Here is a 25,026-nt window from a genome sequence, read left to right as displayed (position 1 = left end):
CGCGCTCAGCAATTTGCCGGCGCTCCATTGGCCTGGTTTGTCACCGCCGTGCACATATTTGCCTTCGCATTGATCGCTGGTGCGACACCCTCTTTGGCAAACTCAGACGACGTAGATCACAAACTGGTTGCTTTCTTTTACAGGGCACGTGGAGGCTGGCTTCTGCATCCTCTAACGCATTATGTATGCTCCAATCGCGAGCGAGCGCGCCAAAATCGATTGATTTTCAAAGAATATGAAGCGCTAGAGCGGCGATATCTTGAGATGGGTGGAAAATTTGCCCCAGACAGCGAGCAGGAGATTTCGCTAGAACCTTACCATTCTAGTTGTCCGCAGAAAGCAGAAGAACGGCGCTTATCGGAACAAACATGGGAAGAAATTGCCAACTCAGTCGAGAGCGAAATGGCCGACGTTCGCAAATTACTCGACCTGAAGCGTAGAAATCTGAATCGAGGGATGGGCTTCCGAACGACCAACCTATTTAATGCTTTGGCCGCTCCCAAGCCCACGGAAGCAACTCGTCTATCCGGTTGATGGGATGGCCGCATCCGACACGGCTTGAACCGCAAGAGCAATTCGCACGGGTGAGCTGAAGCCTAGAGTATCGGGCGACGCGGAAAATGGCGTAGCGCGCGCGATAGCTTTAAACGCAAGCAAGGGTGCGTAATTGGCACCTCTCGCTTTGAACCGGATAAATCGCCTGTAAATCAGAACCGAGTGGTCATTCTGTCACATAAGTGTCCGGAAATTCGCATGGTTCTGTCACATGCCCCCCATAGGGGGCCGCCCTTCGCAACATAGCGCGTATCAAAAAAGAAGGGTCGACATGCATTTTCTGGAAAGCCGCACGCTGCGGCTGATGTTCGGTTGCAGCCTGGCGGCATTGTCGCTGCACGGGCAGGCCTGGGCTGGCGAGGCTTCGGCCGCAGATACGTCCGCCGATAGCGCCGCGGGAGCCGCTGCCGCTGATACGCTGACCTCCGACATCATCGTCAACGGCAAGATCGACCGCACCGCCCTCGATATGGAGCGCAACGCGATCGGCACCGTCGATATCCTGACGACCGGCGACATCGCCACAAGCTCGAACACCGGGATCGCCGACATTGCCCGCGCGCTGCCGGGTATTTCGACCAGCTATGACCAGGGCGCGAACCAGACCGCCGTGGGCGAGGCCCAGTTCGTCACGGTGCGCGGCTTCGACACCAGCTTCAACGCCTATACGCTCGACGGCCTGCGCCTTCCGCAAGTCGCCGGCGATTCCCGCGCGATCTCGCTCAATCTCTTTTCGCCTTTCGCGATCGGCAACATCTCGGCCGACAAGACGCCCGGCGCGGACAAGGATTCGGACTCGATCGCGGGCGCCATCGATCTGCACACGCCCACCGCCTTCGATTTCACGAACAACTTCGGCCGCGTTCGCGCCCTCGGCCAGCTTGCCGCCCTGGCAGCCGATTCCCATCAGCCCAGCCTGGGCGGCGCGATCGGCATCGATACCGCGCGCAAGTTCGGGGCCGGGGACCAGTTCGGCATCTATCTTGCCGGTTACTATGAGAAACGCTCGAATGCCGCGCAGTCGATCGCGGCCCAGAGCGGCTATGTGACCACCCGGCAGAACGTGGGTTCCACGCGCGACAACTATGATGCCCTGTCCGCCCAAGGGCTGCAGTGGAACGCCTTCACCAACAAGGTGGAGCGCTACGGCGCCACCGGCTCGCTCGATTATCATGGCGAGGGTATCAAGACGTACCTGCGTATGAACTATGCGCGGTACAGAAATACCAACACGATGAACCAGACGGGCCTGCGCAGCGAGCTGACCAGCAACGCCGACGGCACCAGCCAGCCCAATCCCAATGTCGCGGCGGGCGGCAACGGCAACTACAACGCGGACGGCGTTTTCGTGGGGACCGGCGTCAACCCCGCGGGCTATTTCCGCACCGAAGACACCGACCAGAAGCTGTTCTCCACCCAGCTCGGCGGCGAGTTCGAACTGGGCGGCGGCTTCGTCGCCTCGCTCGAAGGTGCCTATGCCTATGGCGCCTACAACCAGCCGAACCGCATCGAGGCGGCCTGGCGCGGCGTGGGATATGGCGCATCGGGCGTCACCGTCGACCTCAGCAATCCGCGCGCGCCCCAGGCCGTGATGTCGCCGGAGGCGACCGCCTACGTCTCCTCGCTCGATACGCCGGGCCAGTACTATGTTCAGAAGGGCTGGAACTTCGATTCCGAAAAGAAGAGGACGATCCGCGGCAACCTGCACTGGGACGGAGAGACGGGCGTGTTCCGCTCCTTCGAGATCGGTGGCCTGTACGAGAATTCGCACCGCGAAGGCCGGGAACTCGCGCCGGACAACACCCGCTATGTGTTCTCGCGCCCGTTCGATCCGCGTGACGTGGCAGGCCTGCCCGTTTCCCAGCTTCCGGGCCAGACCCTGACCGATTTCATCGGGACCTATCCCGCCCGGCCGATCCGCGTGGTCTCGCGCGGCGCGATCGAGGACCAGGTGGCGCAATATGTGGATTCCGTCGGAGGCACCGCCAGCCAGGTTTCGCAGGAAACGCTGGACCAGGGCGTGACCGACAGCAAGGAACGCCGCGCCGCCGTCTACGCCAACGCGCGCTTCCAGTTCGGGAACCTCGAAGCCCTGCCGGGCCTTCGCTACGAGGCCAACCGCTTCGCGGCGGATTACTTCGAAGGCGCAAGCACGGCGGGCGGAAGCGGGGCTTTCGTGTCTTCCTCCCGCAAGTACGATCGGCTCGATCCCAGCCTGCTCGTCGCGTGGCGGCCCAGCGACAGCCTGGTCCTGCGCGGCTCGGTCCGCTCCAGCTATGCACGTCCCGGCTTCAACGACCTAGCCGGCCCGGCGACCTACTCGTTCAACGATACGACGGACGCGCTGGAATATATCACCAAGCCCAATCCGAACCTCAAGCCCACCTCGGCGTGGAACTTCGACCTGGGCCTCGAATATTACGGCGGCGTCGGCCAGTATCTCCAGGTTGCGCTCTACTACAAGAAGCTGCGCAACATCATCGTGCCCACGGCCGGACAGAACCTGGTCGGGTCGACCGGTTCCACGGTGACGACCTTCATGCCCCAGAACGGGCTGGGCGGCAGCGCCAAGGGCGTCGAGATCTCGGGCCGCTACACGTATGACGGCAGCGCAGTCTCGTTCCTGAACGGCTTCGGTGTTGGTGGCTCGATCACCGTGCAGAAGACCAGGGCGACATACGCCCTGGCGGAGGACGATGTCCGCACGACCAGCCTGCCGCAGGCCCCCGACCTCATCTACAACGCGGGCCTGTTCTACACCGGCGGCCGTTTCCGCGCGAACGCGAACTATCATCACACCGGGCGGATCCTGGCGACGGTGCAGAGTTCTGACCCGGACATCTACATCCAGCCCATGGGGTCTCTGGACCTCGGCGCCGCCTATGAGTTGAGCGACGCGGTGGAGATCGGCGTGTCCGCGCGCAACGTGCTCAACCAGCACGCTTACTGGACCACCGTGGGGAAATCGAAGAAGTACATCTCGAACGATCGCAACGGCGGATACCTGAAGACCGGCAGCGTCTATCAGGTCAGCGCGACGGTGAAGTTCTAAAACACCGGAAACCGGGAGCCGCCGATCCGATGCCGTCGGATCGGCGGCTTCTTCCCCGTTCATCCACCGCACGCGAAGGAACCTGTAATGTCCTGTCGTCTGCTGCTGCCGCTCGCGGCGCTGCTTTCCGCTTTTCTCTCCCCGCAGGCCGCATCGGCGGAAGAGGCACGCCCCCTGCGGGTCATGACGTTCAACGTGCGCTATCCCGCGGACGACGGCGCCAACGACTGGCCTCACCGGCGCGCCATCCTGGCCCGGACGGTGGCCGAGGCCGATCCCGACGTGATCGGCACGCAGGAACTGTTTCGCGAGCAGGGCGACGATCTCGTGACCGCGCTGCCGCAATACCGGTGGTTCGGACTGGACCGGCGCGGCGGTCATGCCGACGAGCACATGGGCATCTTCTATTGCGCCGATCGCATGTCGGTGCTGCAACAAGGCATGTTCTGGCTGTCTGCCACGCCCACGGTGGCGGGACGCGCGACATGGGGAGAGACGCTTCCCCGCATGGTCAACTGGGCACTGTTCGAGCGCGGCGCGGACCACCGCCGTTTCTACCTGCTCGACACCCATTTCGCCCACCGCGACGAAGACGAGCGTGCCCGCGAAAAGTCTGCAGCGCTTATCGCCGCCTGGATCGCTAAACTGCCCGCCGACATCCCGGTCGTCCTGACCGGCGACTTCAATGCCGGACCGGACACGCGGCCTCACGGCATCCTTACCGATGCTTTGACCGATACCTACGAGGCGGCGGCCGAGCGCCGCGGGCCGCAAGGCACCTATCACGATTTCACCGGCGTTCCCGCTGCGCGCATCGATTGGATACTCGTCCGCAATCTCGTCCCGCTGCGGACGACGACCGTGACGACCTCCTCCGACGGCCGCTATCCTTCGGATCATTTCCCCGTCGTGGCCGATCTCGCCTGGGCGGGCGGCCCGGCCGCCGGGGTGCGGTCCAGTTCCGTCAAATAGCTGCGTCAAATAGCTGCAACGCCCCTATCCAGATCACAGGAACCATCATGATTTCACGCCTTTCTCTCGTTGCCGCCCTGGTCCTTGCGGCGCAGCCCGCTCTGGCGCAGGACACGTCCGACCTCTCGCGCGCCGCAAAGGGCGACATCGCCGAAGCGGGCGGCGCACGGCGTATCTCCGGCGACCGCACCGAGGCATTCCGCAAGCAGATCGTCGGCGGCAAGGCCCGCAACGTGATCCTGCTGATCGGTGACGGCATGGGCGATTCCGAAATCACCCTGGCGCGCAACTATGCCGAAGGCGCAGGCGGCTTCTTCAAGGGCATCGACGCTTTGCCGGTGACGGGCCAGTACACGCACTATTCGCTCGACCGCGAGACCGGTCTTCCCGATTACGTCACCGATTCCGCCGCTTCCGCCACGGCCTGGGCCACCGGCGTGAAGAGCTACAACGGCGCCATCGGCGTCGACGTCAAGGGCAAGCCGCACACGAGCCTGCTGGAGCGTGCCAAGGCCGCGGGCCTGGCCACGGGCGACGTTTCCACCGCCGATATCGAGGATGCCACGCCGGCCGCGCAATATGCCCATGTCACGCAGCGCAAGTGTTTCGGGCCGGAGGCGACCGCGAAGATCTGTCCGACCAATGCGCTGGAAGCAGGCGGCGCAGGATCGATCGCCGAGCAATTGCTGGCGGCGCGTCCCGACGTAACGCTGGGCGGCGGCTCCGCCACGTTCGATGAAACCGCGCGCGGCGGCAAGTGGAAGGGCAGGACACTCCTTCAGCAGGCCAAGGCGCGCGGCTTCACGATCGTGCGTGACGCTGCCGGACTGGAGGCCGTGACCGCCGCTGGAGCCGACGCGCCTCTGCTGGGGCTGTTCGCACCGGGGAACATGCCGGTTCGCTGGCAAGGTCCGCGTGCCAGCCATCACGGCAATATCGACCAGGCCCCGGTCCGATGCGAAGCCAATCCCGAACGCACCGCCACCGTGCCCACTCTGGCCGCCATGACGCGCAAGGCCATCGCGCTTTTGAAGGACAAGCCCAAGGGCTTCTTCCTCCAGGTGGAAGGCGCATCGATCGACAAGGAAAACCACGGCGCCAATCCCTGCGGGCAGATCGGCGAGACGGTCGATCTCGACGAAGCCGTGCAGGTGGCGCTCGACTATGCCCGTCAGCATGGCGACACACTGGTGATCGTCACGGCCGATCATGCGCATACCAGCCAGATCATCAGCAACGGATCGAAGGCGCCGGGCCTGACCGAGGCGCTCGTCACGAAGGACGGCGCGGTCATGACCGTCAACTACGGCACTTCCGAGGAAGGCGCGATGGGGCACACCGGCACCCAGCTGCGCATCGCCGCCTACGGTCCGGGGGCGGCCAACGTCGCCGGGCTGATCGACCAGACGGATCTGCATTACATCGTGCGCGGGACGCTGGGCCTCGATTGAAACGAGCCGCTGACACCGGCCGCTGATCGACGGCTCATCGTCGATCGCCCTCAGGCGCGCGCAACAGCCTCGCGCCTGAGGGGCGGCCGCGTTGCCGCTGCGGCAACGAGCAGTGCAAGTGCCGTCCAGGGCAGCGATCGGGCGCCGTAGCGATCGAGCAATGCTCCGCCCAGGATCGCGACCCCGGCAATCGCCAGGTTCCATGCGGTGACGATCATGGCCTGTGCGACATCGGTCGAACTGCCCGCTACCCGGACGGATGCGGTCTGGAACCGTTTCTGATCTGATTGCATCGGATTAACTGTCCTAGAGTTCTGATTTGTCGCATTTTCCGAGTCATCAGGTCATGCTACTCGATCAGCAAATGCTCATGAACAGCCGCTTTTGGACGAACGAAGCTGGTCGGACCGGCATCTATCTCGACTGCCGTTCGGCATTCACTGTTGCCACTGCGAATGAATCGCAATAATGGCGGCCTTCGATCGTTCCGGAATCAGCGGGCACGAAAGGATGCCCGTTGAAGAGCCGTAAGTCGCCAGCCTCCGAAGTCGAAACGCCGACGATGCGCGCCTATATGGCGCATCGTCCCGCGCTTATCGACTATGCCTCGAAGGTCATCGGCAATCGCGAACAAGCCGAAGACATCGTTCAGGAAGCCTGGCTGGCGCTCTCTCAGCGGAACGGGGGCAAGGATGTCCGCGAGCCGCTGGGCTATCTGCGCACGACCGTCCGGAACCTTGCCATCGACGCGCTGCGGCGACGTGTCCGAGAAACCAGGCTGATGGGCGGCGATCTGGAAAGCGCGGCCCGCACGGCAGTCGATGGCCAGGCCACCCCCGAAGCGACGGTATTTGTCCGGCGCGATCTCGCATGTGTGATGGGCGTGCTCCGCAGCTTGCCGGAGCGCCAGCGCATAGCGATTGAGATGTACCGGCTCGGTGACTACAAGCTGCGGGAAATCGCTGATCGTCTGGGAATTTCCGTGTCGCTAGCCCACGTGCTGATCGCAGATGGCCTTGCCGCCTGCACCACGAGGTGCGGTATCGGCCAAGGCGATCGGCCATGAGAAAATTTTCTCTGAAAAATCGATACCCTGAAGCGTCTCACTCCCATGAGGTTCGCGCGCCCTTCTCTTGTGAAGCATATCGGACGGTTGAAGCCGTTGTCCGGCGTGGAAGCGAGCCCGCCTGTGAGCGATAGCACGCGCACCGCCGAACAGCAGGCGGCCGATTGGCTCATTCTTCTGCGCGAGGAACCGGAGAGCGCATCCCTGCAGGGGCGGTTCGAGAGCTGGCTCGATGACGATCCCGTACATGCCTGTGCATGGGTTGCCGTTTCCGAGACTTTCGGGACGATCGCCGAGGTCGAACCGGAACCGGGCAGCCGGTGGCAGGGGACGGACATGGCCCCCCTACGCGCGCGGCGGCGATGGCGATGGCGGCAGGGTAACCCCGGCCGTGCCGCAGCCATTCGGCCGGGGCAACTTGTCGCCGGCGCTTGCGCGGCTGCGTTGATGCTATGGTTCGCCCCTGCCGCCTTGCTGAATCTGCAGTCCGATTATGTGACCGCGCCCGGCGAAGTGCGCAGCGTGACGCTGGCGGACGGCAGTACCGTGAACCTGGGGCCGGGCAGTGCTCTTGCGGTCGACTACAGTGCCAAGGCCCGCTCGGTTCGTCTTTTGGCGGGCGAAGCGTGGTTCGACGTCGAGCACAATCCCGCAGCGCCCTTTCGTGTGGTCGCCGGCGACGTGCAGACGACCGTGCTGGGGACCAGTTTCGATGTTCGGCGCGTCGGCGGGGCAACCGCGGTTTCCTTGAAACGCGGACGCGTGCGGGTAGCGACCGAGGGCTTCACGCGTGACCTGTCGCCGGGCCAATGGGTCCGGGTCGATGAAGCACACGGTGTCGAGACCGGTGCGGATGATCCGGCGCTGCTGGGCGCCTGGCAGGTCGGGGCGATCATTGCCAGCAATCGGCCGGTCGAAGAGGTCATCGACGAACTGCGCCCCTGGTTTGGCGGACGCATCGTGCTGCTGAACCGCGCGCTCGCGCGCAGCCGGATCGACGGCGTCTACAATGCGCATGAGCCGGAAAATGCACTCGCGGCCATCGTTTCGCGCGCTGGCGGCAAAGTGCAGCGCATCACGCCGTGGCTGATTTTTATAACCTGAAAACCATATCGATCCAATGGCTTGCCGAGTGTTTCCGCGCGGCATGAAATTTTTTCTGGAAAATCGGTGGTGGGGATCGTCTCACTCTGACCAACGGGTTCGTGCGGTTGCATCGCAATAGCACAAATCTGTTTTTCAGGAGATTCGATCGATGCATGGGGTAGTGAGCAGCAGGGGAACGAAGCGGATCGTGATGGCCGCCGCGCTCCTGGCAACCTCGGCAATGACCATGACCGCGACTGTCACCCTGGCTGCCGCACAGAACACGACGGTGCGCCGCTTCGATATCCCGTCGCAGCCGCTGCTGCGTGCCATTGCGCTGTTCAACAGCCAGTCCGGCATCCAGATCACCGCAGAAGGCGGCCTCGTGTCGGACCGCGCCGCTGGCGCGGTCTCCGGCGATTTCGAAACTTCAGAAGCGCTCGGGATGATGCTGTCGGGGACCGGTCTCGCCTGGCATTGGATCGACGAGCGTACCGTGGCACTGGAGCCTCTCGGTCAGGCCGCGAGCGGTGACGTGCTGGTCGCCTCGTTCTCTGCGGGCGGCAGCCAGAAGGCGGCGGCAGTGGCTGGTGAAACCGGCGCACAGGCGCTCCCCGAAGTGGTTGCCGACGGCGAGCGCGCCGATGAAAGCTACGTGATGGGCACGGGCGCGGAGGCGGGCACGACCCGTATCACCGAAAAGGAAATCCGCGCCCGAGCACCGGGTTCGGGCGACGCGAACCAGATTCTGAAGGCAATGCCGACCGTCCAGTTCCGCCGCGACGAAAACATGGCCACGCGCGAGGATATCCAGGATATCCGTCCTTCCGACATCTCGATCTCGGGCGGTCGCTTTTATGAGAACCTCATCACCCTTGACGGCATCGATGCCAATGCGCGGGTGGACGTTACGAGCAAGGCGGACTTCGCCGAACCCACCGGCGCATCCGCGCAGGCGCTCTGGGTCGATACCAACCTGATCGGCGAGGTGACGCTGCGCGATTCCAACGTCTCGGCCGAATATGGCCGCTTCACCGGCGGCGCACTGGATATCAAGACCCGCGCTCCGAAGCGCGAGTTCGGTTTTTCAAGCACGGTATCCTACAGTTCCGACGCCCTGACCAACTTCAAGATTTCAGACGGATCGCGCGAAAGTCTGGACGGCGAGCTTCCGGCAAAGCCCTCGTTCGAGAAGTGGCGCTACGGTGCGACTGTGGACCTTCCCGTCAGCAGCGCCATCGGCCTGCTGCTCGGCTACAACCGTTCGCAGGCGCGGGTGACCTATAGCAAAACGGCAGCCTACGGCAGCAAGTCTTACGGCCAGTCCAGCACCAGCGACAACTTCCTCGCCAAGGCAGAGGCGGACGTCGCCGGCGACCTGAAGCTGATGGGGCAGTTCTCCTATACGCCTTACACGAGCGAATCCGAGGTCAACAACTCCATCGATTCGCAGATGGTCTCGCACGGCGGGGGTGTGACCAGCCGGCTTGAACTGGCGAAGTCGGGCCAAACCAACTGGTCGCTCTCCGCCAGCTTTTCGCACAGCGACACCAGCCGCGACGCCCCCGGAACCCACTACACGATCTCCTCGTGGACCGAGGTGGGCAGCGGTTGCTCCACTTCGACCAATTGCGTGATCGGCAGCTATGGCGATATCCGGCAGTGGCAGAACAATTATGCACTGACCGGGCGCTGGTCGACGCCGCTTGGGCCGGGCCGTCTTTCCGCCGGTTTCGACTACCAGAGGATCGAGGCGATGCGCAGCCGCCTTGAGGATAACTACGCCTATCGCACGACGACGGCCCGGTCCGCCGCCGCCACTATCGTCTGCGCGCAGCCGGACAGCCTGACCTGCACCACCGGCGAATACGCGCTGACGGCCTATTCGCTCTATCAGGCCTATCGTGCCCGCGTGAACCTCGACAGCGTGGCCGGCTGGGCCGAGTACAGCGCCGAGATCGGCGATTTCACGCTGCGCGGGGGGCTGCGCTACGATTACGAGAGCTTCCTCGGCAACCACAACGTCTCGCCGCGTCTTTCGGCCACTTACGCGCTGCCGTGGGACGGCTGGAGCGTGACCCTGGGCGCGAACCGCTATTACGGGCGCTCCATGCTGGGCTATGCCCTGCGCGAGAAGTATCCGGACAACTATACCTATGTGCGCAAGGGCGTCACAAGCGGCGGGCTCACCACCTATTCCGACGCCGATTGGTATTTGTCCACCACTAACCGATCGAACAGCTATGCGGACGGCAAGAAGAAAACGCCCTATTCGGACGAGCTTTCGGCCGCGCTTTCTGCCCGCGTCCTTGGCGGAAGCCTGCGGATCAAGGGAATTTACCGCGAAGGGCATGACGAGTTCACCAGCTCTGCCGGTGAGAAGGTGACCAAGACGCTCGATAACGGCAATATTTCGACTTATACGCAGTTCGTCATCACCAATGACGGCTATAGCAAGTATCGGGGCGCGTCGGTCGAATGGGCGCGCAGCTTCGGCAAGCACTCGGTCGCCTTCAATACCAACTTCTCGAAGACCACATCGACCAACGACGACTACATGGCGAACGTGGACGACGACCTCGCCAACCTGATGGTCTCGTTCCAGGGCAAGGTTCTGAGCTATTCCGAACTCGTTGCGCTCAACCAGCGTCCCGACCTGGCGGTGCCGTTCATCGCCAACATGACCTGGACCGCGCTCTGGCTGGACGACCGGATCACCACCAACGTCAACTTGCGCTATACTGACAAGTTCAAGCGTATCGAAGATACCACCGTCAATGAGACGATCGACGGCAGCAGCTACGACGTCTACGACTATGTGAAGTATCCGCGTTCGATCGACGTGAATCTCAACCTCCAGGCCGAACTCATCCGTTCGAGCTACGGGGTGCTGACCGCCGACGTGCGCGTGGCGAACCTGCTCGACCGGATTCCCTCGCCGAACAGCACCGCGACGGCGCAACCCTACCAATACGGACGCTCGTTCTGGGCCGGTCTCAACTACCGGTTCTGAGGCTTTCGATGTTCCGTTTTCTCAATCTGCCGCGCCTTGTGATGACGCTGGCGATCCTGGCGATCGCAGGGAATGTCGTGGGGCGCGCGCAGCAGGCGGTCGATGGAGACGATCCGCAGGCGGGGGCGCTGCGGGCGCTCTATGCGGGGAAGCCGGAAAGCTGGCCTGCCCCGCGGCTGGGGGAGGGGGCTCGCTTCATCGAGTTCGGCCCGCTCCCCCGGCTCCCGGAAGCGACGCCTCGCGAAAAGGCGCTGGCGGATATCGGCAAGCGCATGTTCGACGATCCCGCGTTGTCACGCTCCGGGCAGATCGCCTGCGCATCGTGTCACAGTCCGGAATTGGGAATGGGGGACGGATTGCGTACCGCATTCGGGCATGACCGGCAGCGCGGGCACCGCAATGCCCAGTCGCTTTATACCGCCGCCTGGATGACCCCGTTGTTCTGGGACGGGCGCGCCGCGACCCTTGAGGAACAGGCGCTCGGCCCGATGCTCGACGGCAAGGAGATGGCGGGCACGGCCCGTCTGATCGAGGCGCGCATCAATCGAGACAAGGGCTACCGCACGGCCTTCCGCGCCCAGGGTGGCCAGCGCCGGGTGACCTTGCAGACGGCCGCTTCCGCGATCGCGGCTTTCGAACGGACCTTGCGACCGCCGCGCACGCGCTGGAGCCGGGTCATGGAACGAGGCGTTGCGGTGTTGACCGATCAGGAACTCGAAGGCCTGCACTTGTTCCGCACCAAGGCGGGCTGCGCGGCTTGCCATAACGGACCGCTGCTGAGCGACGGGCAGTTCCACAATCTCGGCATCAGCTTCTACGGGCGTCCCCGCGAAGATCTCGGGCGCTATGACGTGACCGGCGACCCGGCCGATGTCGGCCGCTTTCGCACCGCATCGCTGCTCGGGCTGAGTCGGACGGCGCCCTACATGCACAATGGGCTGTTTCCGACGCTTGAAGATGTCGTGTCGCTCTACAATGTCGGAGGGGGCAAGGACCGGACTCAGGGCAGGAACGGCGTGCCTGCGCCCATCCACGATCCTTTGCTGACGCCGCTCAAGCTGACGCGCCAGGAGCGCGATGCGCTCGTGGCTTTCCTCAAGGTCTTGTGACGATGAACGCATCGAATGCAGCGACAGGCCTGCTCACGCACAGGTGGCAAGGCGGCGAGGTGGGGGTTCGATGACGTCCCGGATCACCTCGGCATGCCTCGCGATATCGGTTCACGCCGCCGTCCTGCTCCTGCTTCTGGCGGTGTGGCGGGCGCCGGAGGCGGAGCTGCAAGGCACTGCCGATGGGGAGCGCCTGACCACCGTATCGCTTGCCGCCGCGCCGGACGAAGCCAGCGAACCCGAACCACGCCCGGAGCAGGCGGCGCGCGCAGCGGACAGTGCGGCCCGGCCGGCGGCATTACGGGAACCTGCTGTCTCGCTGCCGGCGGCACCCCCCGTGGTTTCGGAACTGCCGCTGCCACGGCCGGTCCAGATTGCCGAGGGCGAGGGGAAGCAGGGCGCCAGGAGCCGGAATGCGGCTTCGGCGGAAGCCCCGCCGCAGGCATCGCCCGCAGCATCCGACGAGGGCCGTCCCGAGGCTTCGTCCGCGGCATCGCCGGCATCCGCTCCGGCCAGGTCAAGCAGGGGGAGCAACAGCTATGCCGTCAAGGTCTTCCGCCACATCCTGAGCAAGAAGGATTTCCCCGCCCGCCTCGCCCGGTCGGGTGTCCAGGGCCGGGTGCTCGTTCGTTTCAACCTTACGGGAGCGGGAGAGATCACCGACATCCTCATCGTCAGCAGCAGCGGCGTTGCCGCGCTTGACGGGTTGGCGCTGGCGCAGATCCGGGGGGCCGTACCTTATCCCCGCCCGCCGAAAGAGCTGAGCGCGGCGCAGCTCCAGTTCATCGTGCCCATGACCTATCGCGCCTCGACCTGAACGCCTTGGACCGCGCCGATCGGCCAATTCTCAACTTCTTCCGACAACCAAACCGATGGGCGGGCAACGAACCCATGACCGTTGCCTCGTCCCCCGCTTGCAGCCTCTCCCACGGAGCCCCGCGCCAGACCATGAAGACCTCGCTCGTTCCCATCGTTCTCCTTCTTGCCGCCAGCCCCCTCGCGGCGAGTGCCCCCGACCGCGCGGACGACACCTCGTGGGCGTTCGAAAGCAGTGATGTTCCCATGGACGCGGGTTTCCGTGTCGGCCGCCTCGCCAATGGGATGCGCTATGTGGTGCGCCACAACGGCATGCCGGCCGGCACGGTGGTGGTCCGCATGGACATGAACGTCGGCTCGCTTGATGAAGCGCCCGGCGAGCGTGGGTTTGCGCACTTCCTCGAGCACATGGCCTTCAATGGATCGCGCAATGTTCCGGAAGGCCAGATGGTGCCTTTGCTGGAGCGGGCAGGGCTGGCGTTCGGGTCGGACACCAATGCTTCGACCAATTTCAGCCGCACGCTCTACAAGCTCGACCTTCCGCGCGCGGACCGCGCGCTGCTCGACACGGCCCTGATGCTGATGCGGGAGACGGCGAGCAATCTCACGATCGCGCAGGATGCTGTGGCGCGCGAACGCGGCGTCGTGCTCGCCGAGATGCGCGACCGCGATTCTCCGGCATTCCGCAGCACTCTGGATGGAATGGATTTCTTCTATCCCGGCGCGCTCTACACGCAGCGCTTGCCGATAGGTACGACCGAGACGCTTGAGGCCGCGACCGCCGCCTCGCTTCGTGCCTTCTATGAACGCGAATATGTGCCTGCCCATGCGACGCTCGTGGTCGTCGGCGATATCGATGTCGATGCGGTGGAGGCGGATATCCGGCGCCGCTTCGGCGATTGGCAGCCGCGCCGCGCCGAAGCACAGCCCGACGCGGGGCCGATCGATCCCGCCGATTCAGACCGCGTACGCATCTACACGGCACCCTCCTTGTCCGAAAAGGTCACGATCCAGCGCAACGGTGCCTATATCGATGAGGCTGATACCCTGGAAAACCGCGAGCAGGCCATTCTGCGCGCCGTGGGATATGCCATTGTCAACCGGCGCCTGAGCCGGCTGGCCAGCGGCACCAAGCCTCCCTTCCGCAGCGCCAGCTTCGGAACCGGCGACCTTTTCGATACGGCGCGCTCGACGGCGCTTGGCATCAGCACCGTCGACGGCGCATGGCAGGCGGGCATGAACGCCGCCGGTCTCGAATACCGGCGCGCGTTGGAACATGGTTTCACCGAAGCCGAAGTGGCGGAGCAGGTCGCGCGCTTGCTGACCGGGGCGCAGAATGCCGCCGCCTCGGCGGAGACCCGCGGCAACAAGGGGCTGGCGCAGCTGGCGCTGGGATTGGTGGACGACCGCGTCGTACCTTCCACGCCGCAATCCGCGCTGGAGCGCATCGAGGAACTGGCGCCCCGGATCACGCCCGAGGATGTCTTGCAGGCGATGCTTCGCGAGGCCGTCCCTCTGGACCGACCGATGATCCGCTTTACCGGGCGAAAGGCGCCGGAAGGCGGTGAGGGCGCGCTGCGGTCGGCATGGGCTTCGGTGCAGCGGTCGAAGATCGGCAGAACCGGCGAAGCGAAGCCCCGGCCTTTCGCCTACACCACGTTCGGTACGCCGGGGCAGGTCGTCAGCGACAAGCGGTCGGATCTCGGCATCCGTCAGGTTCGTTTCGCCAACGGGGTCATGGTCAACTTGCGCCGGACCGGGCTGGAGAAAGGCCGCATCCGGTTCAGCTTCGCGCTAGACGGCGGCAATCGTCTGAACACACGGGAAAATCCCCGCACGACGCAGCTTGTGTCGAGCCTCGCGGGCGGCGGCCTCGGTCGGCACAGCGCCGACGAATTGAGGTCCATCCTGGCCGGACGCAGCGTCGGCATGGGTCTGGGCAGCGGGGACGATTCCTTCGATGCCGGGGGCGTCACCACGCCGCGCGACCTGGAGCTGCAATTGCAGTTGCTGGCTGCCTTGATTACCGATCCGGGCTATCGGCCCGAGGGCGAGGTTCGCTATCGCCAGTCGATCGACAACCGCTTCGCCCAGATCGGTGCCACCCCGAAATCGGCAATGCAGGCCGAGCTGGGCAGCATAACCAGCGGCGGCGATCCGCGCTTCTCGCTGGGATCGCCCGACGACTATCGCAGCCTCTCCTTTACCCGCCTCAAGGCCGACATCGGCGATCGCCTTGCCCACGGCGCAATCGAGATCGGCCTGGTCGGCGATGTCGACGAAGAAGCCGCGATTGCCCTCGTAGCCCGCACTTTCGGTGCGCTCCCCCAGCGCGAGGCGGCCTTCGGCACGCATGACGGACAGGCGCCGCGCGTGTTTCCGAAAACCGCTGCCAGTCACGTCATCCGCCACAAGGGACCGGCGAACCAGGCGATCCTGCGGATGCTCTGGCCCACTCGCGACGATGCCGATCCGCTCGAAGAGGCCAGGCTTGAACTGCTTCACGAGGTCATGAACATCCGGCTGACCGAGCAGCTGCGCGAAAAGCTCGGCAAGGCCTATTCGCCGGGGTCGGCCAGTCTCACCTCGCATGTCTGGAAGGGCTATGGCTATTTCCAGGTCAATGCATCGATCGATGCGGTCGATATCCCGGCGACCCGCAACGCGATCGAGGAGGTCGTTGCCGACTTGCGGGCCGGTCCCGTCGATGCCGACACCCTTCAGCGCGCACGCGAACCTGTCCTTCAGCGGCTTGCCAATGCGCTCAAGAGCAATGGCAGCTGGATGAGCCTTGTCGCGCGGTCGCAGTCGGAACCGGAACGCATTTCCCGGTTCGAGGGCGCGACCGATCGTCTGCGTTCGATTTCGGCTGTCGATCTCAAGGACACCGCCGTTCGCTACCTTCGTGCGGATGGCCGCCTGGAAGTTCTCTCGATCGGCAAGAGCGTAGACGAAGCAAAAACCGTGGCCGGGAAGATCGCCCGACGCGATCCTTAGAGCATTTTCCAATCAGGTGGGTTCGCCTGATCAATCGGAAAATGCGGCCAAGGTTGCGGGCGGAAAAAAGGGCGGATTCGGTAATGGACTGGTCCGCTCAAACAATACTGGATGGTTTCAGTACATGCTCTCGTCTTCTCGTCTTGAATTTCATGGAAATGTCATATTTAGTCTTTGAACTTTCATAAAATTCTTTTGTCCCCGCCATCGTCTCATCCCTCTCTTCACCCTCGTTCGCGCACCCGATCCGGGCCGTGGAATTCTCGACGAAATGAAGATGAGGGATATGACAATGTGGAACAGGCGCAGCCTCTGGCTGGTATCGACGGCACTGGCCTTCGCGGCGCAACCCGCACTGGCCGAGGAGGCAACCGACGCCGCGGCTCCGGCCGATGGCGGAGAAGCGATTGTCGTCACCGGCTTCCGCGCCAGCCTGCAAGGCGCGCGCGATGTGAAGCGCAATGCGACGATCATCCAGGACTCGATCGTCGCAGACGACATCGCCGCCTTCCCCGATCTCAACCTTGCCGAAGCGTTGCAGCGTCTGCCCGGCGTGGCCATCAACCGTGAGGCGGGCGAAGGCCGCCGCGTCAGCCTGCGCGGCCTGGGGCCGGACTTCACGCGCGTGCAGCTGAACGGCATGGAAGTGCTGGGCAACGTCGATTCCCCGCAGGACAGCCGCGGCCAGGGCACGCGCGACCGCGCGTTCGACTTCAACATCTTCGCCGCCGAACTGTTCAACCGCGTCGATGTGCGCAAGTCGTTCTCGGCCGACCAGACCGAAGGTGGCCTTGCCGGTACCGTCGGCCTCTTCACGGCGCGTCCGTTCGACTATACGGGCACCAAGCTCGCCTTCTCCGCTTCGGGCGGCACCAATACCCTGACCAAGGATTTCCAGCCGCGCCTGACCGGCCTCGTTTCCAAGAACTGGGGCGATTTCGGCATTCTCGTCTCGGCCGCCTACAGCCATCGCCAGACCCGCGAGACCGGCGTCGATACGTATCGCTGGCGCCGGAACAAGGCTAACGGCTCGGATATTTCCGCGCTGACGCAGGAGGAGCAGGACAAGATCAACTCCGGCGAACTACGTTTCGCGCGCGGCAATCGCCAGTCCGTCTGGGACAGCACGCAGGACCGCCTTGGCGTGACGGCTTCGGCGCAGTGGAACCCGGCCGATACCGTCCATCTCACGCTGGACGGCCTCTACGGCAAGTACAAGGCCGATCGTTTCGAGACTCACCTTGCCTCGCGCGGCGGCGGCGGCTCGACCTGGCTGGGCGGCGGCCAGACTTTTGCCGGCGTGACCTATCCCAACTCCAAGATCAACGCGATCGAGTGGAACGACCAGAACGAGGTGACCTACCTCGACGTCACCGGCGGCCAGACGGCGACCGAAACGCGTATCCAGAAGGCCAGCAACACCTTTAAGCAGCTCACTTTCAGCGGCGATGCCGAGATCGTGCCGGGCCTCAAGGCGACGTTCCTCGGCGGTATCGAGCGTTCCAGCTATGACATGCCGCTGAGCGACCAGTTCTACACCGAGGCCTATGGCAACGTGATCTCGGACTATCGCGGCGGCAGTTACGGGCTCGTCAATACCTACGGCTGGGACACCGGCGATGCGTCGAACTACCACGCGCATGAAATCGACATGAACCAGAGCTTCCAGGACTCCGCCTTCGATAACGTCAAGGGCAGTCTGGCTTACGAAATCACGCCTGACGACAAGATTTCGGTCGGCGGCGAGTGGCGCCGGTTCAAGAACTCCGGCTTCAAGCGCACCTACAACGATGCCCTCCTGACGGCTTTCAAGAACGGAACCGTCAGCGCCGACATCAGCGACTATTCCAAGGTCTATACCGGCTACAAGGGCCAGGACTGGGTGATCGTCGACTACGACAAGGCATTGTCCGCTCTCGGGATCGACCGCAGCAAATACCTGACGAGCGAGAACAGCGTCTTCGCGGTCGAGGAACGCACCGCCGCCGGCTACGTCCAGTACGACTGGAATCACCAGCTCGGCAGCCTGCCGTTCCGTGGCAACATCGGCGGACGCTACTACCACACCGACATCCTTTCGGCCGGTGTCGGCACCGTGGGCGGCACCGATGCGCCGATCGCGGTCTCGTCCAGCTACCAGGGCTTCCTGCCGGCGGTGAACCTGATCTTCGATCCGGCGAAGGATCTTGTCGTGCGTGCTTCGGCGGCGCGCAACATCAACCGTCCGGCGCTCGGTTCGCTGGCGGTCAACGGCACCGTCACGGTAGGTGACAACAACGAGCTTTCGGTCTCCGTCGGAAACCCGGCACTGAAACCCTACAAGTCCACCGATCTCGACCTCTCGGTCGAATACTACTTCGGCAAAGTCGGATCGGTCAGCGCGGCCCTGTTCTACAAGACCCTGAACGGCTTCATCACCACCCAGACCGTCAACGACGTGCCCTACAGCGAGACCGGGCTTTCGACCGCCCTCGTCACGGGCGTGACCGGCAGCACCAATGTCACCACGTTCTCGCGTCCGGTGAACCTGGGCAAGACCGACCTCTGGGGCCTGGAACTCGCTGCGCAGACCGACTTCACGTTCCTGCCCGCCCCCTTCGACCGCTTCGGTACGGCGGTGAACTTCACCTACGTCAATTCGAAGTACGATTATTCGGCAATGTATGCGGGCGGTGCCAATACGACGCTGGAGGGTCTCAGCAAGTACAACGGCAACATCACGCTCTATTACCAGGACGCGAAGTTCGACATTCGCGGTTCGGCCAACTACCGCAGCAGCTACGTCTACAGCGCGGCGCCGATTTCCACCTCGCTCGGTCTCGACCAGGACCTCTCGGGCTATGCGGCGACGGTCTATGTCGACATGTCCGCGCACTACAAGGTGATGGAGGGCGTGCAACTGACGCTCGACGCCATCAACCTGACAAACCAGCACGAAAAGCAGTATTCGGACAGCACCAAGCGGCTCTACGTCAATACCCGTTCGGGCACGACGGTCATGGGCGGCGTCCGCTTCGAGTTCTGATCGTATCCGCGTCTGAAGGGCGGGCGCAATACCCGCCCTTCAGACGATTTTATCCCGCCGTTCCGGCAGGTCACATCAATGTCATGCAGCGCTGTTAGCCGCGCCCCCGAAAGGGCGCATCCCCGTGTCTTCGCTCCAGTCAGTCGGCCTGCTTTCGGCCCGTCTCGCCTTGTCCGGCTTCCTGTTTACCGCTGCCTTGCCCGCAGCGGCGCAGGCGCATGACGGCAAGCCGCGCGAAGCCCGTATCTCGCTGCATATCGCCGCCATCCGCCTGACCGATGCGCTTGCCGAGATTTCGCGCCGCTCCGGAACGCAGGTCGTCACGTCCGTGCCCGCCGACTTGCGCGTCGCGCATCCCGTGCGCGGCCGCTTCGAGGTGGGGGAGGCGATTCGGCAAGTGACGCAGGGCCTTCCCGTCACGGTTCGGCAGATGCCGGGCGGCTATCTGGTCACGCCCGCTCCGGTCCGGCCCGTGCAGGCACCGGAGCCGAACGACCGCGACTTGCCGACATCGGAACCGGCTCCGCCCCCCGAGCCGATCGTCGTTACCGGTTATCGCGAAAGCCTGCGGCAGGCCGTCGCCGTCAAGCGCGCATCCCGATCGATCCTGGAAGTCACGCGCGCCGAAGACATCGCCGCCTTTCCCGATCACAACGCGGCCGATGCCTTGCAGCGCCTGCCGGGCATCGCCATCAGTCGCGACAACGGCGAAGGGCGGCAGATCTCGCTGCGCGGGTTGGGTCCCCTGTTCACCCGCACCACGCTCAACGGAATCGAGGCGCTGGCGACGACCGCTTCGGGCATGGACAATCGCGGTTCCGTCAGCCGCCAGCGCCGCTTCGACTATTCGGTGTTCGATGCCGGGCTGTTTTCCGGCGTGGACGTGCGCAAGACATGGTCTGCCGACCTCGACGCCGGCGGCATCGGCGGCACTGTCGCACTGCAAACGCTGCGCCCGTTCGACCGGCCGGACGATGTGACCTTGCTTTCGGTGAAGGGCCGCACCTCCGGCAACGGCGGCGCCGTCACCCCGCAAGTCACCGCCGAAGTCTCGCGCCGGGGCGGCAGTTGGGGCGCGCTTTTCGCGCTATCCTACAGCCGCAACGAAGTGACCGAATACGGCTATCGGAACTGGGACTGGGTGCCGGTGACTTTCGGAGAAGCCAATATCGGCCCCGGCGTCGCCGCTGCCGACCGGGCGCGGCTGACCGGCCACGGCGATCCCGTCTACATGTCGCGCGGGCAGACGTACTCGACCTGGACGAACCGCTTCGACCGGCTGAACCTTGTCGGCTCGCTGGAGCATGAGGGCGAGGACGGTTTGCACGTCGCGCTCGACCTGATCCACGCGCGCCTTTCCAATCATCGCGGCGAATATTCGCTGGCGGCGGCGGGCACCAACGGCCTGACGACCGGAACCGTCGGCGGCACGCAAGTTCTCAGGTCCGCGAAGATCGTCGGCGACACGATGGTCGCAGCGGACTTGGGCGGCATCGACATGCGCACGGAGCGCAAGACGACCGAGGACCACACCGATTTCGATCAGGTCGCGCTTTTCGTGCAGCGACCGCTCGGCGCTTCCACCAGGATCGAGGTCCGCGCGGGCTATGCCCGGTCCGACTTCGAGGAGCCGGTGTCCGACAAGGTCTTCCTGGAATCCGGCGGGCAGGATTTCGCCTACGTCGCCACCGGTGCGCGCACCCGCAACGCCTATGGCTTCGACATTGCCGATGCCGCCAACTGGAACCTCATGCGCGCGGACGTGCGCGAGGATGCCGTCGTCAACGAGAACGCCGGCGCCCGGATCGAACTGGTGCGGCGGTTCGGGGCTCACGCGGAACTGCGGGTGGGCGCGAGCTATCGCTTCTTCGGCAACGACGGCTACGAACGGCGCATCACCACGGATTACCGCGACGCGGCGGGATCGACCGGGGCAGATCGGGCCGTCACCACGCGGATCGACGCCCGCTCGCTCGCCCGCTACGTCGTCGCCGATCTGGACGCCACTTTCGCCGCGCTCGGCCAGTCGCGCGACCTGACCGCCGCGGCGGACCTGCCCGGCACCGCCTATCGCGTGCGCGAAAACGGCTATGCCGCCTTCGCGCTGGGCCAGTTCGATTTCGTGCTGGGGACGATCCCCGTGGAGGCGGAATTCGGCCTGCAATATCTGCGGATGGTCACGACATCCTCGGGCGAGGCGAGCGATGACAGCACGCTGGTCGCCGTGGTGCAGCGCAGCCGCCATTCGGCCTGGCTGCCCTCGTTCCAGGCGCGGATGGACCTGGCCCGCGACTTGCGCCTGCGGCTGGCCGCCGGACGCAATCTCAACCAGCCCGACGTCGCCGACTTGCGCGCCGCGGCTTCGGTCAACTCCACCCCGTTCGGCGGCACCGTCGAAACCGGCAATCCCGCGCTGAAGCCTTTCGCCGTCACGGCGCTGGACCTCTCGCTGGAGCGCTACATGGGCCATGACGGCTATGTCTCGCTCGGGCTGTTCTACAAGCGGATGGAATCGTTCATCACGTCCGAAACCACCATGATGGCCTATCGCGACACCGGGTTGCCGCTGGCCTTCCTCTACGACGGTCTGGACGGTTCGGTGCTCTACAACGTGGTGCGCCCGCTGAACGGCCGGGGTGCATCGATCCTGGGTGTCGAAGCCGCCGCCCAGCGCGACTTGCGCTTCCTGCCCAGCCCGTTCGACCGATTGGGCCTGCAAGCCAACGTGACGTTCGCCTCGGGCCGCAGCGATGTGATCTATGACGGCACGGCGATCGAACTGCCGCTGATCGACCTTTCGCGCTGGTCGGGCAATGCCACGCTCTACTACACCGGGCGCGGATGGGACGCACGCGTGGCGGCGGCCTGGCGCGGCACCTATCGCATCGACATCGGCAACAACGGAAACATCGGCGAATGGATCAAGGGCGGCATGACGCTCGACTTCGCAGCCCACGTCCGGCTGAGCGGCAATCTCCAGGCGATGTTCGAGGCGCGCAACCTGACCGACGCGCCCATCACCCAGTACACCGACCGCGAAGCCCGGCGCCTGCTGGCCCGAACCCGGTCCGGCCGGATCTTCTCGCTCGGTATGCGTTGCGCGTTCTGACGATGGCGCGGACCCTTTCATCATTCGACCTGTCCCCGCTTGGCGCTTCGGCGCCTCTACCGTTCAGGCGCGCCGGTTCGTTCGGGCCACGCGCCTCCCGATCGGCCCCTGCATCGAGATGCCGCGCATGTTCATGAACAATGCCACCAGCCCGCTGCTGGCCGGGATGGGCCGACTGAAGAGCTATGTGCGCAAGCGCATGCGCGATCCCGAGGGTGTGGAGGACGTGGTGCAGGAAACCCTTGCCCGGGTGATGGAGCAGGAGCGGCGGCAAGCGATCGAGCACCCGCTGGCCTATGCTTTCCGCGTGGCCGATTCGGTCATCATCGCCGATGTCCGCAAGAGCGGCAGGGCAGGGGGGATCGGCTGCGAACTCGATCCACTCGAACTCGTATGCGATATGCCGCTGGCGGACGAAGTGCTGGATTATCGCGAACGCTTCGCCCGTTTCGAAGCCGCCCTGGCCCGTCTCACGCCGATGCGCCGCACCGTGTTCCGGCTGCGTCATGTCGACGGAAAATCCCGGCAGGAGATTGCCGCCGAACTCGGCCTGAGCCTGGAGGCGGTGAAGAAGCATCTCGTGCGCGCCATGGCCGATCTGGCGCAGACGCTGGAGGGCGATCTCGAACCCGCCGGAGAGGGACAAGCAAACCATGGATGACCGACAGATTTCCCCTCTGGCCTCCCCCCTTGAACGTGCGGCGGACTGGGCCGACCGCTTTGCCGAACTGACCGCCGAGGAACGCCGCGAACTGGCCGTCTGGCTGGAGGGTTCGCCGGAGAACGCCGCCGCTTTCGCGCGGATGCGGCGGTTGATGGCGGATACCGCGATGCTTGATGCCCTGGGGGGCGACGACAAGGCGCCGCAGGCCCTTGCCCCCCTGCCGGATTTGCGTGCCCGGACGAGCCGACCCGCCCGCACCGCCGATCGCCCCAGGCCCATGCTTGCCCGCCGACAGGCGATTGCCGCCGGTCTGGCCGGTGCCCTTGCCCTGCCTTTCGCGGGCTATTGGCTGACGCGCGAACATGCAGCCGACCCGGCCACGCCGCTGCCTCTGGCCAGCGGCGTGGGGGAGCGGCGGCGGTTCACGCTGCCCGACGGATCGGCCCTGCTGCTCGATGCCGCCTCCCGCGTGGCCGTCGATTTCTCCGCAGGTCGCCGCCATGTGCGGCTGGAGCAGGGCGCCGCGCGTTTCGATGTGCGCCACGATCCCCAGCGGCCCTTCGAAGTGCGCACGCAGCACGCCGCCATGGTCGCGCTCGGCACCAGCTTCAGCGTCGATCATCTGGCCGAGGCGAGCGAACTGCGCGTTTTTGCCGGCCGCGTCCGCCTGGATGTGGCGGGGCAGCAAGCCAGAGTGGTCCCGGCCGATCACTGGGCACTGGTCGGCGGCCGCGCGGTCTCGACCGGAGCATTCGACCCCGCCAGTCATTCCGACTGGCAAAGCGACTGGCTGGATGCCGATGCCATGCCGCTGGGCTTCGCCGTACAGCGCCTCGCCCGCTACAGCGCCGTGCCGCTGCGCATTGCCGATCCCAGGCTGGCGGGTCTGACCTTCAGCGGTCGCTTCCGGCTCAACCGACCCGAGCAGTCGCTGGCGCTGATCGGTGCCCTGTTCGGCCTGCACGTCAAGGAACAGGCGGACGGGATCTACCTTGCCGCCGCCTGAGGCGAAGCGACGGTCCGGCGACGTCTTTACCCCCCCTCGCGAGGGTTGCCCGCCGCACTTCGAAAGCGCAGCGGGCCGAGTAGAAACGAAACCCGTCAAATGGCCTTGGAGCGGTTGATCCGGTTGTGCCGGATCAACCGCTCTAAACTACTGGTTTGCCGAATTTTCCGAGTCATCAGGTGATCCCACCCGATTGGAAAATGCTCTAACGGAAATCGGCCTTGACGATGTTGTTGGCGAAATTGGCATCCTTCATCGGGACGTTGCCATCGCCGAAGCTGGTGTTCGTCAGGGCGTCGCGCGCGGCCGCGGGCATTTTTTCCCACTGGATCAGGGGTTGTTGTCCGCCCTGCGACGTGGTCGAGCCAAGTTGATGGTTGGTGATGCCGTTGGTGTAATAGCGGACCTTCGGGTGGCTGCCATCGAGCGGCGGCGAGGTCGATTTGTCGTAACCCGAATGCGCCGAGTACGAAACCGCAACGACGCTGGCGGAATCCTCACAGCTCGAAAGCCAGACGACCGCACTTTCCCAATCGTGTCGATGACCGTCCAGGACCTGGTCCTTGGGGAAATACCAGGCATACATGACCGCGCAGAGGCCATAATGGCTCTGGGCGCGGACATAGACCTGCCCGACGCTGGAAGAACATCCGCCGTTCCGTGAGCCGGTAGGCGAAAGGCCGCCGTTGGTATTGCCGCTGGCGTCGACGGCGGGGAACGGAACGCAGCCGTCCTCCACCTTCAACACGGGTTGGAATTTGGACATGTAGCTTTCGGCTGCGGCGGGGATCGGTTGAACCTGATCGTGCCCTATGACCGCGGCAGCGGCCGGTCCGGCGATGAATACGGCCATTGCCGGGACTATCCATCCAACGAGCTTATGCCATCCAACGAGTTTGTGCAGGCGAGAAACAGAACGCATCGCATTGCTCCTTCAAAGGCTATCCGCAAAAGTCACGAATCCGGCGTGTCATCGGCGTCATTCTGCAAAGGCAGGAGAACGCGATGCACGACGGAGGCAGGGACCATGCGCAGGCTGTCTGCGAAGATTGAGCGATGGCGATAACGAGCATCCCAGATCTCCGTCGTGCAGATTGCAGCAGGT

16 protein-coding genes are annotated in these 25,026 nt (G+C 64.5%); 14 read left to right on the top strand and 2 right to left on the bottom strand.

Features of this window, described 5'->3' with window-relative positions:
• The 4 genes from V7066_RS16505 to phoA form a co-directional block, all read left to right on the top strand.
• On the top strand, positions 1-534 hold a 534-nt coding region (locus V7066_RS16505), incomplete at its 5' end, for a hypothetical protein (RefSeq protein ID WP_334184075.1).
• A gap of 292 nt (positions 535-826) precedes the next feature.
• The gene (locus tag V7066_RS16500; RefSeq protein WP_334184074.1) at positions 827-3,607 is read left to right on the top strand and encodes a TonB-dependent receptor; all 2,781 of its coding nucleotides are present in this window, start codon (positions 827-829) and stop codon (positions 3,605-3,607) included.
• An 87-nt stretch (positions 3,608-3,694) separates the two neighbouring features.
• A complete protein-coding gene (locus V7066_RS16495) occupies positions 3,695-4,579 on the top strand; it encodes an endonuclease/exonuclease/phosphatase family protein (RefSeq protein WP_334184073.1) in 885 nt (294 codons plus the stop codon).
• Positions 4,580-4,626: 47 nt separating this feature from the next.
• The gene (gene phoA / locus V7066_RS16490; protein WP_334184072.1) at positions 4,627-6,030 is read left to right on the top strand and encodes an alkaline phosphatase; all 1,404 of its coding nucleotides are present in this window, start codon (positions 4,627-4,629) and stop codon (positions 6,028-6,030) included.
• A gap of 50 nt (positions 6,031-6,080) precedes the next feature.
• On the opposite strand, the gene V7066_RS16485 is transcribed toward phoA, so the two are convergent.
• Positions 6,081-6,323 carry a hypothetical protein gene (locus tag V7066_RS16485; RefSeq protein ID WP_334184071.1) on the bottom strand — a complete coding sequence of 81 codons (243 nt, stop codon included), beginning with the start codon at positions 6,321-6,323 and terminating at the stop codon, positions 6,081-6,083.
• A gap of 269 nt (positions 6,324-6,592) precedes the next feature.
• Between V7066_RS16485 and V7066_RS16480 the strand changes: the two genes are divergently transcribed.
• From V7066_RS16480 to V7066_RS16435, 10 genes are all read left to right on the top strand, one after another.
• Complete coding sequence (locus V7066_RS16480; protein WP_334184070.1) at positions 6,593-7,096, top strand: sigma-70 family RNA polymerase sigma factor; 504 nt, start codon at positions 6,593-6,595, stop codon at positions 7,094-7,096.
• A gap of 123 nt (positions 7,097-7,219) precedes the next feature.
• Positions 7,220-8,200, top strand: coding sequence for a FecR family protein (locus V7066_RS16475; RefSeq protein WP_334184069.1), 981 nt, complete (start codon positions 7,220-7,222; stop codon positions 8,198-8,200).
• A gap of 163 nt (positions 8,201-8,363) precedes the next feature.
• A complete protein-coding gene (locus tag V7066_RS16470) occupies positions 8,364-11,195 on the top strand; it encodes a TonB-dependent receptor (protein ID WP_334184068.1) in 2,832 nt (943 codons plus the stop codon).
• Positions 11,196-11,203: 8 nt separating this feature from the next.
• Positions 11,204-12,304 (top strand): cytochrome-c peroxidase, encoded by a 1,101-nt coding sequence (locus V7066_RS16465; protein ID WP_334184067.1) that lies wholly within the window; start codon positions 11,204-11,206, stop codon positions 12,302-12,304.
• 70 nt (positions 12,305-12,374) lie between these two features.
• Positions 12,375-13,121, top strand: a complete 747-nt coding sequence (locus tag V7066_RS16460) for a TonB family protein (protein WP_334184066.1) — start codon at positions 12,375-12,377, stop codon at positions 13,119-13,121.
• 131 nt (positions 13,122-13,252) lie between these two features.
• On the top strand, positions 13,253-16,117 hold the full coding sequence (locus tag V7066_RS16455) for a M16 family metallopeptidase (protein WP_334184065.1): 2,865 nt from the start codon (positions 13,253-13,255) through the stop codon (positions 16,115-16,117).
• A gap of 292 nt (positions 16,118-16,409) precedes the next feature.
• Entirely contained in the window at positions 16,410-19,142 is a 2,733-nt protein-coding gene (locus V7066_RS16450; RefSeq protein WP_334184064.1) for a TonB-dependent receptor, read from the top strand.
• Positions 19,143-19,266: 124 nt separating this feature from the next.
• Positions 19,267-22,251, top strand: a complete 2,985-nt coding sequence (locus V7066_RS16445) for a TonB-dependent receptor (RefSeq protein WP_334184063.1) — start codon at positions 19,267-19,269, stop codon at positions 22,249-22,251.
• Between the two features lie 127 nt (positions 22,252-22,378).
• On the top strand, positions 22,379-22,912 hold the full coding sequence (locus tag V7066_RS16440; protein WP_334184062.1) for an RNA polymerase sigma factor: 534 nt from the start codon (positions 22,379-22,381) through the stop codon (positions 22,910-22,912).
• Positions 22,905-23,921 (top strand): FecR family protein, encoded by a 1,017-nt coding sequence (locus V7066_RS16435; protein WP_334184061.1) that lies wholly within the window; start codon positions 22,905-22,907, stop codon positions 23,919-23,921. The genes V7066_RS16440 and V7066_RS16435 overlap by 8 nt, the downstream gene beginning before the upstream one ends.
• A 205-nt stretch (positions 23,922-24,126) precedes the next feature.
• Here V7066_RS16435 and V7066_RS16430 read toward each other — a convergent pair whose 3' ends face one another.
• Positions 24,127-24,774, bottom strand: coding sequence for an NPP1 family protein (locus tag V7066_RS16430; RefSeq protein ID WP_334184060.1), 648 nt, complete (start codon positions 24,772-24,774; stop codon positions 24,127-24,129).
• Positions 24,775-25,026: the final 252 nt, after the last annotated feature.

It is taken from the genome of Novosphingobium sp. (assembly GCF_036820275.1).
Taxonomy (GTDB): Bacteria; Pseudomonadota; Alphaproteobacteria; order Sphingomonadales; family Sphingomonadaceae; genus Novosphingobium.
This window is presented reverse-complemented; position numbering and strand designations above follow the sequence as displayed.

Bases quoted from the DNA above. Each gene is read 5' to 3' on its own strand.
- V7066_RS16455 (WP_334184065.1), top strand. From the start codon at position 13,253: ATGAAGACCTCGCTCGTTCCCATCGTTCTCCTTCTTGCCGCCAGCCCC.
- V7066_RS16500 (WP_334184074.1), top strand. From the start codon at position 827: ATGCATTTTCTGGAAAGCCGCACGCTGCGGCTGATGTTCGGTTGCAGC.
- V7066_RS16430 (WP_334184060.1), bottom strand. From the start codon at position 24,774: ATGGCCGTATTCATCGCCGGACCGGCCGCTGCCGCGGTCATAGGGCAC.
- V7066_RS16465 (WP_334184067.1), top strand. From the start codon at position 11,204: ATGTTCCGTTTTCTCAATCTGCCGCGCCTTGTGATGACGCTGGCGATC.
- V7066_RS16440 (WP_334184062.1), top strand. From the start codon at position 22,379: ATGTTCATGAACAATGCCACCAGCCCGCTGCTGGCCGGGATGGGCCGA.
- V7066_RS16485 (WP_334184071.1), bottom strand. From the start codon at position 6,323: ATGCAATCAGATCAGAAACGGTTCCAGACCGCATCCGTCCGGGTAGCG.
- V7066_RS16495 (WP_334184073.1), top strand. From the start codon at position 3,695: ATGTCCTGTCGTCTGCTGCTGCCGCTCGCGGCGCTGCTTTCCGCTTTT.
- V7066_RS16460 (WP_334184066.1), top strand. From the start codon at position 12,375: ATGACGTCCCGGATCACCTCGGCATGCCTCGCGATATCGGTTCACGCC.
- V7066_RS16435 (WP_334184061.1), top strand. From the start codon at position 22,905: ATGGATGACCGACAGATTTCCCCTCTGGCCTCCCCCCTTGAACGTGCG.
- V7066_RS16480 (WP_334184070.1), top strand. From the start codon at position 6,593: ATGCGCGCCTATATGGCGCATCGTCCCGCGCTTATCGACTATGCCTCG.
- V7066_RS16450 (WP_334184064.1), top strand. From the start codon at position 16,410: ATGTGGAACAGGCGCAGCCTCTGGCTGGTATCGACGGCACTGGCCTTC.
- phoA (WP_334184072.1), top strand. From the start codon at position 4,627: ATGATTTCACGCCTTTCTCTCGTTGCCGCCCTGGTCCTTGCGGCGCAG.